Origin of the sequence: Cohaesibacter intestini (genome assembly GCF_003324485.1) — a bacterium.
Lineage (GTDB): Bacteria > Pseudomonadota > Alphaproteobacteria > Rhizobiales > Cohaesibacteraceae > Cohaesibacter > Cohaesibacter intestini.
In genome coordinates, this window is the sequence record NZ_QODK01000002.1 from 902,474 (window position 1) to 919,552 (window position 17,079).

A 17,079-nucleotide genomic window follows, 5' to 3' on the forward strand; every position below is an offset into this window, starting at 1 on the left:
GTTTACACCGCCACAGGCGCTGCAATATGTGCATGGGGATCATAATCAACCAGTTCGAAATCTTCGAATGTGAAGCTGAAAATGTCTTTCCGATCCGGATTGATTCGCATCTTGGGCAAAGCCCGTGGCGCACGGGTCATTTGCGCGCGGGCCTGCTCGAAATGGTTCGAATAGAGATGAGTATCGCCAAAGGAATGGACAAAGTCACCCGGCTCCAGATCACAGACCTGCGCCACCATCATGGTCAACAGCGCATAGGAGGCGATGTTGAACGGCACGCCGAGAAACACATCCGCTGAACGCTGATAGAGCTGGCAGGACAGGCGGCCATTGGCCACATAGAACTGGAACAGACAGTGGCAGGGAGGCAACGCCATCCGCTCCACATCGGCAGGGTTCCACGCGGTGACCATCAGGCGGCGGCTGTCCGGGTTGGTCTTGATCTGGTCAATCAACTGGCTGATCTGATCGATCGTGCCCCCGTCCCGCGCCGGCCAGGAGCACCACTGATGGCCGTAGACCGGCCCCAGATCGCCATTCTCATCGGCCCAGTCATCCCAGATTCGAACCTTGTTGTCCTTCAAATAGCCGATATTGGTATCCCCCGACAGGAACCACAACAACTCATGGATGATCGAGCGCAGATGCAGCTTCTTGGTGGTCAGCAGCGGAAAGCCTTCCGAGAGATCAAAGCGCATTTGATAGCCAAAGACCGAGCGCGTACCAGTGCCGGTCCGGTCGCCCTTGTCGACGCCAGTGTCAAGAATATGCTGCAAGAGATCGAGATAGGACTGCATGGCAAAGGGCTCCCGGGAGATGTGTCTTTAAAAAAGGGTGTTATCCGATTCTGACACATAGAGCGAAGCCCTTGTTTTCGCCGCCTTTGCATTGCGTTAAAAACAAACCATGCACAGGATGGTGCGAAACCGCTCTTCCCTCTTTAAATTCACGCACTTGATCCTTATATTCAGGCTGTTGCTTCGGCAACTATGGCAATAAATGGCCTTTGTAATAAGCCTATCGGACCCGGGGGCGGTACCCGGCGCCTCCACCACAAGCACCGTTGAGTTCATTTGACAGCGGTGTTTTTGATGGGGGCGAAACAGGATCGACGAGGGTGTAAAGATTGTGTTTTTGCTCGGCATTGTACCACCGTTATCGGGCTAATTTAGTAGTTGCAAACGACAACTATGCAGGCTCCCGTCTCGCTGCTGCCTAAGCAGTGCGACAAGCCACTTAAAGCCCTAGCCGGTATGCTCGGTTAGGCGGGGTCCTGGGGGCACCTGGCAACAGAAGCCCTCGCCTTACAGCCTTCCCGGCACAATAAAAATGGATCGTCGGCCAAGGCAATGACGGCTTCCCAATCCCGGCAATGGTTGATATCTCCAACGCATTCAGCTATTCACGATTTGGCTTGCTTGACTCCAAGCCCAAGCCACTGACACAGTGGCAGAATACAGGACAATTCTCGGAGGCCCTATGAGCGAAGACCTGATCCGGTACGACATTCTCGCACAGGATGCACTCAGAGGTGTGGTGAAAACCGTACTCACCGAGGTAGCGCGCACTGGCTTGCCCGGCGAGCATCATTTCTACATCACCTTCAACACCCAGGCACAGGGCGTTCGCATTTCCCCACGGCTTCTGGAGAAATATCCAGATGACATGACCATTGTCCTCCAGCATCAATTCTGGGACCTGCAGGCCAACGAGCAGGCAATCGAAATCGGCCTGTCTTTTGATGGCATCCCGGAAAAGCTTTACATTCCCTACACCGCGATCATCACCTTCATCGACCCGTCGGTGCATTTCTCGCTGCAGTTCGAAGTAACCGGCGAGATGGATGAGGATGATGAGGACTTTGACGGCGAGATGCTGATACCGATCGATGAGAATGACGATGGCGTCATTGCGGTCATTGCACCCAGCGAGGAAACCGGTGATCTTGAAACGTCAGATGGAACAGACATCGACGAGAAAGCTGCCAACGAGAGCGAAGACGACAGCAAGCCGGCCAAACCCGAAGGAGCAGAAGTCGTCTCCCTTGATTCCTTCCGCAAGAAATAGTCGGGGAGCAGTCAGCCTGCGGCAGACACAGCCAGCAATGGGGCGTACATGACCGAAATCATCAATCTGCGTCAGGCGAGAAAAGCCCGCAATCGGCAGGAAAAGGAAAAGCAGGCCGAAGCCAACCGCGCCCTGTTTGGCCGCACCAAGGGTCAGAAAGCCAAAGACAAGGCAGAAGCGGACAAGCTCAATCGTCATTTGGATGGTCACAAGCTGACCACGCTGACCAGACCCGATAAGGACCCCGAAGATGGGTCTGAAGCGGCGACATGAAGAAACACTCTGTCACCATTTCCGGCCACCGCACCTCCATTTCGCTGGAAGATGAGTTCTGGACTGGCCTGAAAGAGATTGCTGACCACCGCAGCAAGGCACTGGCCGATATCATCCGCCAGATCGACAAAGACCGCGGCAATCACAATCTCTCCTCGGCCATTCGGATCGCTGTGCTCGATCACTACAAATCCCGGATCCCCACGACAGACCAAGGCAAGGACATCGACTTGCACCGCTCTATTCGAGCTGAATGATCCGATCCGGAGAATTGCGGAACTCTTCCATCAATTCATTGAAGGTTGGCCGATTGTCATTGGCTGGCTCAGACGCTGGCGCCTGTTTCTCGCCAATGGCAGGCGCGACCCGAATGCGTGGCAACACCGACAGATTGTCCGGCAAGGGTTGCGATGCGAGGCTTTCGGGACCTGCTGCTGCACCACTGAGCAAACCGGATTCGGTTGCCAGATCCTCGCTGCCATTGCCCGTGGCATTCGTCTCATTGGGCACAAGATCGCCAAGCGGACGCACTTCGATCTGTCCATTGCTCTGGTTTGGCAACGGCGCAATAACGCTGGCAGGCTGCTGGCTTTGTTCCAGCTGCCGAGCGGCTTCTTCGGCTGCACGGGCCTCTGCTGCCAGACGCTCGGCTTCCTTGCGGGCGGCTTCCACCTTGCGGGCTTCTTCATCGGCACGGGCTTGGGCTTCGGCTGCCAGACGGGCCTTTTCGGCGGCGGCTTTGCGGGCTTCCTCGGCCAAACGCTTTTGCTCAGCCAGTCTCTTTTCTTCTGCCTTGCGGGCCGCCTCGGCCTCCGGCCTTGCCTTCTCAGCAGCCTTACGGGCCTTTTCCGCCTTGCGCTTGGCTTCGGCCTCTGCCGCTTTGCGCGCCGCTTCAGCTTCCAGACGAGCCTTTTCTTCCTCGGCCTTGCGCTTCGCTGCCTTTTTGGCATCTTCAACGGCCTGCAGCTTTAACCGCTCTGCTTCCTGTTCAGCGGCCAGCGCCTCCGCCTCACGATGCCGCGCCTGCTCACGATAGAGCCGCAACAGTCGGCGCATCCGTTCCTTTTCCAGAATATCGGCCTGCAAGCGTTCGACCCGATCCACCTCGCGTTCAAAGGCGCGAATACTCAGATAACCGGTGAAAGGCGCCACATCAACAACACGTTTTGGTGCCTCCAGATCACCGGAAAAGACCAGCCCGACCTCAGGCTGCGCACCCGTCACCGCATCTTCCTCATTCGGCTCGACCTTGATCGACCAGTCCCCTTTCAGGGTCTGGGCGGACAGATCCAGCATCAAAGAGCCGCGCGACTGCAAAATGTCGGCTTCCGCATTGATATTGTTGGCCCTGAGCGCTCCACCTGCAATCTGGAAGGCCCCCGACAGGCTTTTGACACGCGTTGAGCCAGCGTCCATATGGGCAATGAAGGTTCTTTTGATATCCGCTTCCTTCAGGTCCAACCCCGCATCAACCGCGCGCACGACCTGCTCGAAAGCCAATGGATTGACATATTTCAACTCCGCATCCCTGAGCGCGAATGTGCCATCACCAGTCAGCCCGGACACCAGCCCCGCATAGGAGCGCCCCTGGCTCTCAAGCGTTACATTGAGATCCATCAGCCCCGTGGCAACCGAGCGGCCATCCCGCTCCCAAATGAATGGTTCAAGCGCCATGCCATCGGCCCGCAAGTGAGATTTCACAACCCCTTCGCCAGCCACATTCTCGAACTGCAGACCACCCGTAACCTTACCCCCTTGCAACAAGGCCTTAAAGTTACTGATCACCAGACTGTCGTCGCGCCAGATCATCGAAAAACGCGGTTGCTGGAAAATGGTAGGGGCTATCAGCTCAAGGCTGCGCGCCTTGACATCAAGCGCCAGTTTGACCGGCAGGGTTTCGCCTTTCTCGAGCGGTTGCTGGAACGGCAGATCCGGCCAGGCGCGACTGGTGGCCGTCAGGCGTCCCGGCCCGACAATGCTCTCCCCCAACCATAGACCATCGAGATCGCCAAGTTCCAGAGAACCAGACACCACACGGTCCGTCACCGTCCGCTCAAGACGCAAGGTCCCAACCACCGGCTGGTCATCCCATGTGCCTTTGAGGTCGGACAGATTGCTCGCCTCATCCATATGGGCCAAATGCGCTGTCAGAGCGACCGGAAGAGCAAGGCCGGGATTGGATAAAGATATGCCAGATGCCATCAGATAAGGCGCCAGATCCTGCGAGCGGAGCGCCAACGCGCCATCAGCAACCAGACGATCCCGGTTATCGAGCGCCAGTGTGCCTTGATAGCTCAACGCCCCATCGTCGGCATCAAGCGAGACGGACAATTGCGCTGTCTCACGCGGCGTTCCCTGCAAATTCACTTTGGCCGCCAATGGTGGCAGGCCGATCATGTCGCCCCCTAGCCCCACAAGACCAAGCAGTTTTGCGCCATCGGGATTGTCAATCGCCAGATCAAGCGCCAGAGGCTTCTCGCGCCATGTGACCAGTGAGCCTTCCATCGCCGCGTCAAGGGCAACAGCACCACCACTCATCTGCCCCTTCAGCTTGGCCGACAGACCATTGCCATCGGGATTGCCCTCCAGCGAAAAGGCAACATCTGCCGGAGCCAACGCCCCTTTGGCGCTCTGGAACCAGTCAGCAACCGGCTGATCGGGCAACAACCATTGCGCCGCCGACGCCAAACCATCCAGATGCTTCGCCTTGATCCGCCCGGACAGGGTTCCGCTCGGTCGCCCGGCCAAATCACGCAAGGACCCGGTCGCCTCAATCGACGCTCCGGCAAAATCATCCACCTTGAAGCTGTCAATCGCCAGATCCCCATCCATCAGACGGATCTTGGCAGCAAGGCTCTGGCCCTCGAACTCGCCAAGCGACAGCCGGTCGGTTTTAACATCCACATCAATGCTACCCAGCGGCGACGCCGCCCCATTGGTGTTGGCAAGCAGCAGCGAGCCAATGCCACGCACCGCGTCGAGATCGATCCGGTCAGCATCCAGTTTGATGGTCAAAGATCCATCCGTCTTTTTGGCGTCATCACCGATATACCAGTCGATCCGTCCCGTTGCCCGATCTCCATTCATGTCGAGATCAAGGGAGGAGACCTGCAACCGGTCTGCCTTGGCCAGCACCTGACCACTCAAGTCAAACGGCTGCAATTGCCCATTGGCAGGCGCATCCTTCAGCCACCATTTGGCAAAGACTGAAGGTTGCTCGGACCGCATCCGCGCTTCACCCTCAAAGGCATGTTCCAAACTGCCGGCGTCGAAACGACGGGCAAACATCCCGGCCATGGCAAAGCGGGTCTGCCCCGGCAGATCTGCTTCCAGCGTCTCGATCTGCCAGCCCTGATCCACCAGCATGGCATCCAGCTGGACATTGCGCACAATGCCGCCGCCCAGAATGATCCCCGGCACATCAAAGCCCACATGCCCGGGCATTGGCGGCAATGGCATTTTGGTCAGGGCCGAGGCCAGCTTGCTAACCCCAACTTTGAGGTCAATCGGCGCATTTGGCCCTTCGCCTAGCGCGCGATCGAGATCCAGCTGGCGCGACGAGACCACGATGTCAAACTGCGGCTTGGCTCCGAAATTCACCGTCCCGGCGCCGCTCAAGCGATAGGCCTGTTCAACATCGCCATGGGAGAAGTCAAATTTCGGCATGACCAGAGAAGTCGCTGTCAGGTTGCTCTCACCGGTCAATTCCCAAGGTGTCACCTGCTGCTCCAACCCCTCGATGGCATTGGTCAGCTTCAGCACACCCATATAATGGAAGCGCTCATCGGATCCTTCCTTGACTTCACCGTCAATCGACAGGGTCACCGGATGGTTGGCTGGCGTCAAAAGGCTTTTCAGCCGCATGCCCGCTTCACTCGCCGAACCAGTTGACAGCATCAGCGAATAGGGCTCCCCTTCCATCAGAAAGGAGGTTTCGATCTTGTAGGGACCAATCAGACTGCGGGCTTCAAGGGTGCCATTGAGATTGGAAACCTCTTTGTGTCGGCCAGTGCTTTCATCGTCAAATTCGATCCGACCATCGGCAATTCGCACGTCATTGAGGCGGATTTTCTCCAGATCCAGATCCCAAAGCTTGCCCGTGTCCCGACGCCAGGCAAATTTCCCCTCCTGATCAAGCCGAATCTTGAGAACCGGTGACCTGAGGGTCATGTCGACCACTTCAATCTTCTTTTGCAACAGTGGCATCAGCTCGATGCGCATGTCGAACTCATCAACGACGAGGATAGGCGCCTGATCGTCCGGCCCGACATGGATGCTTTCAAAATGCAAATGCGGCAAAGGCAGGATTTGCATGTCCGCATCGCCGAGCACCCGCACCGGTTGCCCCAACGCCAACGTGGCTTCGCGCTCGAAGGCGGCGCGATAGGAAGTCCAGTCAACAAAGAGAGGTCCGACCAGCGCCACGATCAGCGCCAGCAAGATTGCGCCACCGACGGTGAAATACAGACTATTCAGAACCCAGTCCCCCTATGGCCTTGACGCACTACCAACCAAGCCAGCAGACATCGACGGGTTGCCACGCTCACCCCAATGGCAAACAGACACCCACGCCCCAAACCGGCTCTTGTCTGACGCAGGTTATTGAAACCATTCCAGAAAGAACCGGCTATTTTATGACCAAGAAGCTAGCAAATTTCAGCCCTAAGCGGCAAATGCCCGTTAAGGATTAGTCAACACTTGGAAGGATTTTCCCCGGATTCATGATGTTTTTCGGGTCGATAGCCTGTTTGATCGCGGCCATGTAGGTCAGGGCTGGACCATATTCTTCAACCATATACTTCATTTTGCCCTGCCCGATGCCATGTTCACCGGTACAGGTGCCGCCCATTGCGATGGCGCGATGGGCGAGTCGCCCAAGGAAGGTTTCGGCTTTTGCCTGTTCTTCCGCGCTGTCCGGGTCAAGCAGCAACAGGACATGAAAATTGCCGTCGCCCACATGGCCAACCACCGGGGCGATAAAGCCGGTTTCCTCAATATCCTTCTGGGTTTCAGCCACACATTCCGCCAGCCGAGAAATCGGCACGCAAGCATCCGTCGACAGCCCCTTGGCACCCGGCCGCAATTCATGCGCAGCCCAATAGGCATTATGCCGCGCGGTCCAAAGCTTGTTGCGCTCTTCAGCCTTTGAGGCCCAACGGAAATCAGACCCACCGCAATCATTCACGATGTCGGAAAACAGCTCCACCTGTTCGGCAACGCTGCCTTCGGTGCCGTGGAATTCAACCAGCAAAGTCGGGCGCTCGGCCAGATCGAGCTTGGAATAGCCATTGCAAGCCTTGACCTGCAACTCATCCAGCAGCTCGATCCGGGCAACCGGAATGCCGCACTGGATGGTCAGGATCACCGCATTGCAGGCGCTTTCCAGATCCGGAAAATTGCAAATCCCGCCCGTCACGCTCTGCGGAATACCGGACAATTTCAGCGTCACTTCGGTGATGATGCCTAGCGTGCCTTCCGAGCCAACCAGCAGGCGCGTCAGATCATAGCCGGCAGAGCTTTTCTTGGCCCGGCTGGCGGTGGTGATGATCTGCCCGTCGGGCATAACTGCCTTCAGACACACCACATTGTCCTTCATTGTGCCATAGCGCACCGCATTGGTGCCCGATGCCCGCGTTGCCGCCATGCCGCCAATCGAGGCATCCGCACCGGGGTCAATCGGAAAGAACAGGCCGGTATCGCGCAAATAGGAATTGAGCATTTCCCTCGTCACCCCCGCTTGCACCGTACAGGTTAAATCCTCGGCCTGCACATCGACAATGGCATTCATCCGCGCCAGATCGATCGAGATGCCACCATAGGGGGCATTCAGATGCCCTTCCAGCGACGATCCGGTGCCGAACGGGATCACCGGCACATCATGGCTGTGGCACAGTTTGACCACCTCGGACACATCTTCAGAGCTTTGAGCAAAAACCACCCCGTCAGGGATCTGGTTCTTCATCGAGGTCGTGGTATGGCCATGTTGTTCGCGCAGAGCCTGCCCTGTGGTGAACCGATCACCAAACCGGTCGGCCAGTGCATCACAAACGCGCTTCACCGCTGCGTCATCCTTGGTGCGTGCAAATTGCGGTTGAATGGCCATTGATCTTGTCTCCCTTGAACCTGCTGTCCTTGATCTTGCTGACAGCGTGCCAAATAAACCGAATGCGCAGACTGAAGCAAACAAAAAGTGCTTCCTTTGTATTGCCGGAGGCGGCAACAAGCGAACCGGCGCCAAGACCCCGAACGCCACATACCTAAGCCAATCCCGGTCCCTTAGCCTGTTTCCGGGCAAAAAAACCGACAAAGCCTTGTGTATCTTTGTGTATCATGGCGCTGACAAGGGAAAGGCGGGTGGGATCGCGGCGAATCTTTATTTACTGTGGGCTGAGAAAAGGGCCAAAATGTCGCGCCCCCTCAAGAGGGCTGACATCGCCACGGTCAGGAACAGCCCATTCAACGAAAGCGGTCAGAAGGCATGCGCTGGTTAAATCCAATACAGATCTCGAAAAGCTGGATCGAACCCAACTGGCGCACCTATCTTGGCACCCAACAGCCGAAAATCTGGTTCCTGTCAATGATTATCGGCCTGCTGGTGTCATTGGCCGCCATTCTGTTCCGGCTTGGCATCGGCGCTGTGCAATGGCTCTGGCTTGGCACATCGGGGGAAATCATCATCGACAAGGTCGCGGCGACTCCCTTCTGGATTGTTGTGTTGGCCCCGACCATTGGTGGCCTGTTTGTCGGCATCTTCCTTGACAAAATCCATCCGATCAAGCGGGCCGAAGGAGTGGCGGACGTCATCGAAGCCCGGGCCCATTCCGGCAAGGGACTGAAATTCTGGCAAGGGCTAGACAGCGCTGCGGTCACCATCGTCTCGCTCGGATCAGGCGGCAGCGGTGGCCGCGAGGGACCAATTGTCCATCTCGGTGCCAGTCTTGCCAACATTGTTTGCGCCATCTTCTCGCTGACACCGGCCTCCAAGAAAACCCTTCTGGCCTGCGGCGTTGCCAGTGCCGTATCGGCCTCCTTTAACGCCCCCATAGCGGGTGTCCTGTTTGCCCACGAGGTCATTCTCGGCCATTATGCGATGACCGCCTTTGTGCCCATCGTGCTCGCCTCGGCCATGGGCACGCTTTTATCGCGGCTTTATTTCGGCAACATTGCTGCTTTCGAAATTCCGGCCTATCAGATCACCTCCTATTGGGAAATGCCAGCCTTTGCGCTGCTTGGCATCACCTGTGCCATTGTCGCGGTCTGCTTCCAGTTTTCCTTGATGAGCACTGACTGGATTGCCCGCCATATCAAAATGCCGCTCATCGTCCGCCCGGTCATTGGCGGCTTCATCATTGGCTGCATGGCTCTGGTTTTCCCCGAAATTCTCGGCGTCGGCTATGAAGCGACCGACAAGGCCCTGCATCAGCAATTGCCAATCGCCCTGATGGCCAGCCTGATTGTCGCCAAGACAGCCGCCACCGCCATCACATTGGCCTCACGCTTTGGCGGCGGTATCTTTTCCCCCTCACTTTATATCGGAGCGATGACCGGCGGCACCTTCGGCCTGATCGCAGCGCAAATCTTCCCCGAGCTGGCCTCCAGCCACGGCCTTTATGCCATTCTGGGCATGGGCGCCGTAGCCGCAGCCGTCCTCGGCGCGCCGGTCTCCACCACCATGATTGTCTTTGAGTTGACCGGCGGCTATGCCCTCTCCATTGCCCTGTTGCTGACCGTCTCGATTGCCACCGGCCTGACGCTGGCCCTGCATGGCCGCTCCTATTTCCACTGGCAGCTGGAAATGCGCGGCATTTTCCTGCAAAAGGGTGCCCATAAATTCCTCGTCACGACGGTCAAGGTCGGCAGCTTCTTCACGCCCTTGCGCACCGATGTGCCCGACGAAGACCGGATTCTCAAAGACAACACGCCAACCATTCAGTTGATGGACACACTGGAAAAGGCACTCAAAGCCTTCGATGCATCAGGTGGGGCGGACCTTGCCGTCATCGACCCGGCAGACCCCAAGCGCATTGTTGGCTATGCCAAACAGGTCAATGCCCTTCGCTATTTCAACAAACAGCTGATCGACACTCACGCCGAAGAGCATCGCTAGGGTACTTTCGACATCCATGTGGCATTTTTGCTCCAGATATTCACATGACAAGCCACATTTGTTGCTATAATGTTCTTCAATTGGATTCGACCACCCCGTGAGCTTGTCGATCTACCCCACACGAACAACCGGACCCGTTTGCCTCCATGTCTGATCTTTTTGCCACGCCCCCCGTCCCACAGCCGCGCCAAGAGATGAATGACGGAGAAGAAGACAGCATTCGCGCCCAATTGGCCCGGATGAAGCCAACGCCTTATCTTGACGGCCTCAATCCAGAACAACGCCATGCGGTCGAAAATTGCGACGGTCCTTTGTTGGTTCTGGCAGGTGCTGGCACCGGCAAGACGCGCGTGCTGACCACCCGCATCGGCCATATTCTGGCCACCCGCAGGGCCGCGCCTTGGCAGATTCTGGCCGTGACCTTTACCAACAAGGCCGCCCGCGAAATGAAAGAACGCATTGGCGGCTTGATTGGTGGATCGGTCGAGGGCATGCAGTGGCTCGGCACCTTCCACTCCATCTGCGTCAAGATCCTGCGCCGCCATGCCGAACTGGTTGGCCTCAAATCCAACTTCACCATCCTTGACACCGACGACCAGATCCGCCTGATGAAACAGCTCATTCAGGCTGATGGTCTGGACGACAAGCGCTGGCCCGCCCGCCAGTTGGCCAACCTGATCGACAGCTGGAAAAATCGTTGCCTGTCCCCTGATCAGGTGCCGCTTGGTGAAGCCGATCTCTTCGCCCAAGGCCATGGCATACGGCTCTATGCCGCCTATCAGAAGCGGATGAAGATCCTCAATGCCTGCGACTTTGGCGATCTGCTGCTCGAATGTTTGCGGCTGTTCCGCGAGAACCCTGATGTCCTCAAAATCTATCACGACCGCTTCCGCTATATTCTCGTCGACGAGTATCAGGATACCAACGTTGCCCAATATCTCTGGCTGCGCCTGTTGGCGCAGGCCAGCCACAATGTTTGCTGCGTCGGCGATGATGACCAGTCGATTTATGGCTGGCGCGGGGCCGAGGTCGACAATATCCTGCGCTTTGAGGAAGATTTCCCCGGCGCGACCGTCATCCGCCTTGAGCGCAATTATCGCTCCACGGCCCACATTCTCGCCGCCGCCTCCCACCTGATCGCCTACAATCAGGACCGTCTGGGCAAGACCCTGCATCCGCAAATCAATGACCCGGAGGCCGAAAAGGTCAGCGTAGAAGAGGTCTGGGACTCAAAAGAAGAGGCCCGCACCATCGGTGACCGGATCGAAACCCTGCAAAGGCAGGGGCATAATCTCAACGAAATCGCCATTCTCGTGCGCGCCTCCTTCCAGATGCGGTCCTTTGAGGATCGCTTCATCACCATGGGACTGAATTATCGGGTCGTTGGTGGTCCACGCTTCTATGAGCGCGCCGAAATCCGCGACGCACTGGCCTATTTCCGCGCCATGCTGCAACCAGCCGACGACCTTGCCTTTGAGCGCATCGTCAACACCCCACGGCGCGGCTTGGGCGACGCCACCATCAAGAAGGTCCACGACCTTGCCCGCGATCAGGAAATCCCCCTGATGGAAGCGGCAACGGAGATTGTCGGCACCGATGACCTCAAGCTGCGCCCACGCAATGCACTGAAAACCCTGCTGGGACAGTTCAACCACTGGCGCACCCTGCTGCCCAATATGAAGCATACCGAATTGGCCGAGATGATCTTGGATGAATCCGGCTATACGGAAATGTGGCAGAAGGACAAGTCCCCAGACGCTGCCGGACGCCTCGACAACCTCAAGGAACTGATCCGCTCGATGGAAGAATTCGATTCGCTCGCGGGCTTCCTTGAGCATATTGCACTGGTCATGGATCGGGACGCCAGTGAGGGCAATGAAGCGGTGTCCATCATGACACTCCACTCCGCCAAGGGGCTGGAATTTGACACGGTCTTTCTGCCCGGCTGGGAAGAGGGTGTCTTCCCCAATCAGCGGGCGCTGGATGAATCGGGCACAAAGGGGTTGGAAGAAGAACGCCGCCTTGCCTATGTCGGCATCACACGCGCCAAGAAACGCGCAAAAATTTACTTAGCCCAAAACCGTCTCATTCATGGCCAATGGCAACAATCTGCACAATCTCGTTTCCTTGATGAACTACCTACTAAACATGTAACTGTAGAAGTGAGCAAATCAACCTATGGCGGCTATGGCGCATCCGGTGTTGGCGGCTCGGTCTATGGCAAGAGCCGCTTTGACAACTCGGACCCCTATGAGAGCAATTATGAGACCCCCGGCTGGAAGCGCATGAAAACCGCCCAAGGCGGGAAAGGCGGAACCAAGGGCGGAAAAGCCAAAAGCTACGATCAGGGCAAGCGCCTCGGGCCGACAATCGAGGGCGAGCTGGTCGCCAAGTCGGTATCTGACAGCCCGTCCAAATACAAGGTCGGCGAGCGGGTCTTCCATATCAAGTTTGGCTATGGCGACATCAAGTCTGTTGACGGCAACAAGCTGACCATCCTGTTCCAGACTGGCCAGAAACGCGTGCTGGATTCCTTTGTCGAGAAGCACTGACCTGCAGCTTGGCAAGACGGGCAACCAATCAAAGACCGGGGCGCATGCGCCCTGCTCTTGCCTTCTGACACCAGCCGCGCTATCGAACAGTTCACACTATCATTGGCCGTGCAGATACAATCCAGACCGAAGCAGTCTGCCTGCAGACAGGCACAAAAGAGACCGACCATGTCCCATTATCTCTATGCCGAAGGCACAGTCGCCGACATCAAGAAGGCTGCCCAACATCTCGAACTGGTATTTGACGAAGACGGCTTTGCCATCTCCTACTTCGAAATCGACGAAGACAAGGGCGTCTGGGCCCTCTCGCTTTATCCGCAGGAGGAAGATCTGGCAGACGTCCATGCCCGCGCCAAATCAGAGCTTGCCAACCTGTCGGTCAGTCTGGATTTGACCGAACAAAAACTGGATGACGTCGACTGGGTCACCAAATCACTCGAAGGCTTATCAACGGTGGAAGCGGGTCGCTTCATCATCCATGGCTCGCACGATGCAGACCTTGACATGCGCGGTCATATCCCGGTGCAGATCAATGCAGGTCAGGCCTTTGGCACCGGCCATCATGGCACCACCGCCGGCTGCCTGAAGGTCATCAGCGAAGAGTTGCGCAGCTTCAAGCCTATGCGCGTGCTCGACTTGGGCACAGGCTCGGCGGTTCTCGCCATCGGCCTTGCCAAATTGCTGAAACAGGAAGTCATTGCAACCGACATCGATCCAATCTCGATTGAAACGGCAAAGGACAATATCCGCATCAACAAGGTCCATCCCTTTGTCAAACTGGCGGTTGCCCCCGGCTTCAAACATCCGATTTTTGCGGAAAAAGGTCCGTTCGACCTGATCGTTGCCAATATTCTGGCGGGCCCGCTTTGCAGCATGGCGCCCGAACTGGCGCTACATACCAGCCTTGGTGGCCGTATCATTTTGTCTGGCCTGTTGCCGCACCAACGCGCTCGCGTCATCGCGGCCTATCGCCAGCAAGGCATAAAACTGCTCAGAACAATCGAGGAAGATGGCTGGCTGGTGCTGGTCTTCGAAGGATAATATCCCCCAAAGGCAGATAAAAAAGAAGCGGGCCGTAGCCCGCTTTTTTTGTGTCATCGGGCAAAGTCCGATGCGCTTTGTTCCATTCGTTCAATCCGGTCCACCATGGGGGGACCTGACATCTTAGAATGGCAGGTCTTTGTTCCGGTCGATACGGAAATCGGCCATATCAGCGTCGATAAGATGATCATATTCAGCGACGTGACGACGCGCTTCCATCAGACGACCAGCAACCATGCGATCAAAAATGCGGCTAAATGCAGACATATTCGTTCCTATCCTTAACACAGAGGCTCTCGGATCAAATCGGAGCCTAATAAGTAGACATCCGTAATATGGTGCGGCGCAATAGAAATGAAAATAGACAGTTGAGCAACACAGTCATTCCATAAACGCATATCAAATAAATGAGACTTGCATTTTACGCAACATTCCTGTCACCGCTCACCGGTGCTCAGTTGCCTTTCCTTTCTGACAAAAATGACAAAGCCTCTCACCGGGGGACGAGAGGCTCTGAGCATTACAGATGGGTCAGGACTTATTTGCCCTGATATTCCCAAGTCATGTCCAAGTAGCGTTCCATACCACGGTTAGTCATGTAGTTACGGACATAGGACTCAACAGAGCCATCGATATGTTGAACGTCCTTGCCGACAAGCATGGAGAAAAAGCTCATTTTCTGTCCTTTCAAAATGTCCCGAACGATGCCAAGCCAAACAACTTGCCTTGTGGGATACAGCGATCGGTCAATATGCTGGGGCTGGCTGCTTGAGAACAACGTCGAAACATCTTCGCTGTCACCACCCTTACGCGATGGAATAGACCACTTATATGGGTCTTTACTTATTTCATAAAAGTCCGGAAACTCGAAAATTCTGAAAAAAGTTTTTACGGCACCCGGTTCGATGATTATGGCGCCTTGACATGCTTGATTTAAGTATTTGGATTAATTATCCAATCAGCCCTATCACAAACAATTAGGCAAATTTGCCATTTGCAAGAGATCGAATTCATTACGCATCTTTCCCTATTTTGACGGCAATCTTCAATTACAATTCCGACATCGCCGACATGACCGCAAAGCCAGCAAAAGGCACCCTTGCCCCCCCTCCTGAAAACTGGCACAGTCGCAGCACAAGACACTTCCAGCCCACAGGATCTCATTGATGTTTCAAGACTTCGCCGATCAGGCCTGCCCGGATCAGGGCCGCGTACGCATTCCGCTCCTCAGAGAAGAATTGCAAGAGCAAGGCCTGACCGGCTTCATTGTCCCACGTGCCGATGAGTTCGGGGGTGAAAATCTTGCTGCCTATGCGGAACGCCTGAGTTGGCTGACCGGTTTTACAGGCTCGGCAGGTGCCGCCGTCATCCTGAAAACATCAGCCGCCATTTTCATTGATGGGCGCTATACGTTACAAGTGAAGGATCAAGTGGATACCGATCTTTTAGACCCGATCTCCATCCCGCAAAATTCTGTCGCGGGATGGCTCAAGGAAAACACGACGGCCGGACAGGTGATCGGGTTTGACCCATGGCTTCACAGCGCCAACGATACAAGGCGCCTGTTCAAGGCCTGTGCGGCGACCGGAGCGGAGCTGCGCCCCTGCACAACCAATCCGATTGACGCCATTTGGTCCGATCAACCAGCCCGCCCAACAGGCCAGCTGCGCCTCCATCCCCCCAAATTGGCGGGCCAAACAGCGGAAGACAAACTCGCCGCCATTGTCAAAATCCTCAAAGGCAAGGCGACAGCCACCTTCATCACGCAAGGCGATAGCATCGCATGGCTGTTCAACATCCGTGGCAACGATGTGCCCTGTGCCCCTCTGCCTCTGGCGTTTGCCATTATCACCGCCAGTGGCGACGCCTTCCTGATCATCGATCCTGCCAAGGTGTCACCGGAAGTCAACAAGGCCCTACCTGCCAATGTGACGCTGATGGCACCCAGCGGCCTTGCCAGCACGATTGAAGGTCTTTCCAGTGACGACACCACCTGGATGCTCGACGAAAGCCTCGTGCCCTATGCGGTCAAGCAGATGATCGAGGCGACTGGCGCGGCCATCATTCCCGGCACCGATCCTTGCCTGAAGCCCAAGGCCGCCAAGAATGCAGCAGAACTTGACGGCATGCGCGCCGCCCACCTGCGTGATGGGGTCGCCATGTGCCGGTTTCTGGCCTGGTTCGACACCATGGTGCCGAAGGACAGCCTCGACGAAATCGCCACGGCCCGGGCTCTGGAGCAATTCCGAGCCACCACAGGAAAGCTGCAAGACATTTCGTTCGAAACCATTTCCGGCGCAGGTCCCAACGGAGCCATCGTGCATTATCGCGTGACGGAAAGCACCAATCGCAAGCTCGATCAGAATTCCCTCTATCTGGTGGATTCCGGCGCTCAATATCCCGACGGCACCACGGATATAACCCGCACATTGGCGGTGGGCACGCCGACCGCCGAGATGAAGGACCGCTTCACCCGCGTGCTCAAGGGCATGATTGCCATCTCACTCGCCCGCTTCCCCAAAGGCAGCACAGGCGCCCAGCTCGACACGCTGGCCCGGATGCCCCTTTGGCAGGCAGGGCTTGACTATGCCCACGGCACCGGCCACGGGGTCGGGTCCTTCCTGTGCGTTCATGAGGGCCCGCAGCGCATTGCCAAGACCGGCACCACCCCGCTTGAGGCGGGCAACATCCTGTCCAACGAGCCGGGTTACTACAAGGCCGGCCACTGGGGCATTCGCATCGAAAATCTGGTGATTGTAACAGAGCCGAGTTTGGTGGAAGGGGGCGAAGAGCCGCTTCACGCCTTTGAAACCCTCACCCTTTGCCCGATAGACCAGCGCCTGATCGATGTCAGCCTGCTTGATGACCGCGAATTGAACTGGCTGAACGATTATCACGAGCGGGTCTTTGCCGAACTGTCCGACGCACTTGAGGAAGACACGCGCAGCTGGCTGGCGGAAGCCACCAAGCCCCTGCATCGGTAAGACCAATACAGCACAAAGCCATGCAAACGAAAGCCGTGCAATGCGCGGCTTTTCT

General features: G+C 56.6%; 12 protein-coding genes and 1 other RNA gene. 9 read left to right on the forward strand and 4 right to left on the reverse strand.

Features of this window, described 5'->3' with window-relative positions; genetic code table 11:
* Nucleotides 1-2: 2 nt before the first annotated feature.
* The gene (locus tag DSD30_RS09740; protein ID WP_114009424.1) at nucleotides 3-797 is read right to left on the reverse strand and encodes a thymidylate synthase; all 795 of its coding nucleotides are present in this window, start codon (nucleotides 795-797) and stop codon (nucleotides 3-5) included.
* A 138-nt stretch (nucleotides 798-935) separates the two neighbouring features.
* Between DSD30_RS09740 and ssrA the strand changes: the two genes are divergently transcribed.
* The 4 genes from ssrA to DSD30_RS09760 all read left to right on the forward strand — a co-directional run bounded on the left by ssrA (nucleotide 936) and on the right by DSD30_RS09760 (nucleotide 2,597).
* Nucleotides 936-1,304: a transfer-messenger RNA gene (gene ssrA, locus DSD30_RS09745) on the forward strand.
* 175 nt (nucleotides 1,305-1,479) lie between these two features.
* Nucleotides 1,480-2,067 (forward strand): SspB family protein, encoded by a 588-nt coding sequence (locus tag DSD30_RS09750; RefSeq protein ID WP_114009425.1) that lies wholly within the window; start codon nucleotides 1,480-1,482, stop codon nucleotides 2,065-2,067.
* Nucleotides 2,068-2,115: 48 nt separating this feature from the next.
* Entirely contained in the window at nucleotides 2,116-2,340 is a 225-nt protein-coding gene (locus DSD30_RS09755) for a DUF4169 family protein (protein WP_114009426.1), read from the forward strand.
* Nucleotides 2,337-2,597, forward strand: a complete 261-nt coding sequence (locus DSD30_RS09760; RefSeq protein WP_114009427.1) for a ribbon-helix-helix domain-containing protein — start codon at nucleotides 2,337-2,339, stop codon at nucleotides 2,595-2,597. Before DSD30_RS09755 ends, DSD30_RS09760 begins: the two co-directional genes overlap by 4 nt.
* Here the strand turns inward: DSD30_RS09760 and DSD30_RS09765 are convergent.
* A complete protein-coding gene (locus tag DSD30_RS09765; RefSeq protein ID WP_114009428.1) occupies nucleotides 2,581-6,780 on the reverse strand; it encodes an AsmA family protein in 4,200 nt (1,399 codons plus the stop codon). The two genes, DSD30_RS09760 and DSD30_RS09765, sit on opposite strands and share 17 nt — an antisense overlap.
* A gap of 247 nt (nucleotides 6,781-7,027) precedes the next feature.
* The gene (locus tag DSD30_RS09770; RefSeq protein ID WP_114009429.1) at nucleotides 7,028-8,443 is read right to left on the reverse strand and encodes an FAD-binding oxidoreductase; all 1,416 of its coding nucleotides are present in this window, start codon (nucleotides 8,441-8,443) and stop codon (nucleotides 7,028-7,030) included.
* Here DSD30_RS09770 and DSD30_RS09775 point away from each other — a divergent pair.
* From DSD30_RS09775 to DSD30_RS09790, 4 genes are all read left to right on the forward strand, one after another.
* Nucleotides 8,436-8,831 (forward strand): hypothetical protein, encoded by a 396-nt coding sequence (locus tag DSD30_RS09775; RefSeq protein WP_157967635.1) that lies wholly within the window; start codon nucleotides 8,436-8,438, stop codon nucleotides 8,829-8,831. The two genes, DSD30_RS09770 and DSD30_RS09775, sit on opposite strands and share 8 nt — an antisense overlap.
* Complete coding sequence (locus tag DSD30_RS09780; RefSeq protein ID WP_114009431.1) at nucleotides 8,819-10,447, forward strand: chloride channel protein; 1,629 nt, start codon at nucleotides 8,819-8,821, stop codon at nucleotides 10,445-10,447. Before DSD30_RS09775 ends, DSD30_RS09780 begins: the two co-directional genes overlap by 13 nt.
* 194 nt (nucleotides 10,448-10,641) lie before the next feature.
* Nucleotides 10,642-12,999 (forward strand): ATP-dependent helicase, encoded by a 2,358-nt coding sequence (locus DSD30_RS09785; protein ID WP_245418442.1) that lies wholly within the window; start codon nucleotides 10,642-10,644, stop codon nucleotides 12,997-12,999.
* Nucleotides 13,000-13,167: 168 nt separating this feature from the next.
* Entirely contained in the window at nucleotides 13,168-14,040 is an 873-nt protein-coding gene (locus DSD30_RS09790) for a 50S ribosomal protein L11 methyltransferase (protein WP_114009433.1), read from the forward strand.
* A gap of 123 nt (nucleotides 14,041-14,163) precedes the next feature.
* Here DSD30_RS09790 and DSD30_RS21515 read toward each other — a convergent pair whose 3' ends face one another.
* Nucleotides 14,164-14,307: a hypothetical protein gene (locus tag DSD30_RS21515; protein WP_157967636.1), complete on the reverse strand. Its 144-nt coding sequence runs from the start codon at nucleotides 14,305-14,307 to the stop codon at nucleotides 14,164-14,166.
* Nucleotides 14,308-15,206: 899 nt separating this feature from the next.
* Between DSD30_RS21515 and DSD30_RS09795 the strand changes: the two genes are divergently transcribed.
* Nucleotides 15,207-17,024, forward strand: a complete 1,818-nt coding sequence (locus tag DSD30_RS09795) for an aminopeptidase P family protein (RefSeq protein ID WP_114009434.1) — start codon at nucleotides 15,207-15,209, stop codon at nucleotides 17,022-17,024.
* Nucleotides 17,025-17,079: the final 55 nt, after the last annotated feature.